Origin of the sequence: Microcoleus sp. BM001215392, assembly GCF_036700185.1 — a bacterium.
Taxonomy (GTDB): Bacteria; Cyanobacteriota; Cyanobacteriia; order Cyanobacteriales; family Microcoleaceae; genus Microcoleus.
In genome coordinates this window covers 1-1,976 of sequence record NZ_JAUBOJ010000654.1, presented here as the reverse complement: position 1 = coordinate 1,976, position 1,976 = coordinate 1, and the positions used below count along the sequence as shown (strand labels likewise).

2 protein-coding genes are annotated in these 1,976 nt (G+C 40.8%); both read right to left on the bottom strand.

Translation table 11 applies throughout. The annotated features are described in order from the left end of the window. Positions 1-212: 212 nt before the first annotated feature. Entirely contained in the window at positions 213-683 is a 471-nt protein-coding gene (locus tag QT974_RS33855) for a hypothetical protein (protein ID WP_333472735.1), read from the bottom strand. A gap of 19 nt (positions 684-702) precedes the next feature. Next, a complete protein-coding gene (locus tag QT974_RS33850; RefSeq protein WP_333472734.1) occupies positions 703-1,899 on the bottom strand; it encodes a tetratricopeptide repeat protein in 1,197 nt (398 codons plus the stop codon). Between the last annotated feature and the right edge of the window lie 77 nt (positions 1,900-1,976).

Sequence of the window (1,976 nt, the reverse complement as noted above, 5' to 3'; positions counted from 1 at the left end):
ATTAATCACAATTAGTGAAACCAGATTTGTTTGCAAATGATTTAGGATCGCTATAGCCGTTTCTTGTCAAGAACTAAATGATGAATGGCTGCCTGTGGCTGGTGAATTACTTGATTTCGATCGCGAACCTCTGCCTGCATTGTTGTTGCAAAAGCAAGAGGTAAAATGAGTCTGGTCTTATGTGGAATTTACCACTAAAATTTAAATTTAATCTAATTCACCTGAATCAACTCTTTTTCAATTGAATCGGCTTGATTTGTACTATCCAATTCCAGATAAAACGACACACTTTCAATCTCCCAACTAACCCAAGCATGGGGAACCAGCATTACTCCTTCTATGAAAAAAGACTCTACTGGTTCGGTGATATCGGGAAACGGGCCATCGACAATCAAAGTTGAAGGTTCCACAGCTTTGAAGTGACTCGATTCAGGCGATTCAGCAACATAATGCCAGAGTTCGCGAACCGATTTTTTGACTCCCTCGAAGACTAAGCAGCAGTTGGGGATAAAGATGGTTTCCTGTGGCGAGGGATTGAGCTGATGTCCTGGAATAAGGCCAAGATTGCGTGTCGGAATCACCATTTTATCATCAAGGGCGATCGGCAAATCGAAATCACTGGCGATCGTATAAAGTTTATCGAATTGATAGTTTTTAGCAGTTGGTGAGTCATTTGAAAGCATAATCCTTCTAAGCTTTTCACTACTTTTCGGATAAGTATTGAATTTGGCTGACAGTATTTTGGTATTCACTTATCTTCCCTTCTTGCTTAAACAAATCAGCGGCTTTTTGATAATTTTGAATTGCACTCTGTTTGTCTTCAAGACCAGAGTAAGCTAAACCCAGATTGTAGTAAGCAAGAGCATAGTTGGGATTCAGCTCAATCGCCTTAGAAAGATCATTAATAGCCTTCCTTTTTTCTCCCTGATTATGGTATGCACGACCCCGATTGTTGTAGGCAAGAGCTAAGTTTGGATCGACAGCTATCGCCTGAGAATAATCAGCAATAGCCTTCATTTTTTCACCCCTGTCGTAATAGGCATTACCCCGATTGACGTAGGCAAGAGCATAGTTTGGATTCAGCTCAATCGCCTTAGAATAATCATTGATAGCCTTCGTTTTTTCACCCTGGTCATTGTATACTATACCCCGACTATAGTAGACATCAGCAAAGTTTGGATTTAGCTCAATAGTCTTGGAGAAATCATTGAGAGCCTTCGTTTTTTCCCCTTGTTCATCGTATACTAAACCCCGACTGTAATAGGCATTAGCATAGTTGGGATAAATATTTATTGCCTTAGAAAAATCATTAATAGACTTCGTTTTTTCACCCTGGTCATTGTATACTATACCACGACTGTAATAGGCATAAGCATAGTTGGGATTTAGCTCAATCGCCTTAGAAAAATCATTGAGAGCCTTCGTTTTTTTCCCTTGTTCATCGTATACTATACCCCGACTGTAATAGGCATCAGCATAGTTGGGATTTAGATTAATCGCTTTAGAAAAATCATTAATAGCCTTCGTTCTTTCCCCCTGGTGGTTGTAAGCTAAACCGCGACTGTAATAGGCATCAACATAGTTGGGATTTAGCTCAATCGCTTTAGAATAATCATTGAAAGCCTTCGTTTTTTCACCCTGCTCATAATAGATATTACCCCTACCGACGTAGGCAGCAGCTAATTTGGGATTCAGCTCAATCGCCTTAGAAAAATTAGCAATAGCATTCGTTTTTTCCCCCTCTTCATGGCAGATATTACCCCGCTCAACGTAGCCATCAGCATTATTTGGATTCAACTCTTGGCTCTGGGGTTCACTAGCTTGAGTCGAGGTATGGGTGGGAGCCGAAGCTGTCGCCGAACAGGCTGCCATCCCAAACATGGTCAAAACGACAGCCATAATTTGCGGAACCAATCCCAGCAGGTAAGGATTCAGGTCAAAAAAAATTCAGTGACGGCATCTGGTAAAATAAACGA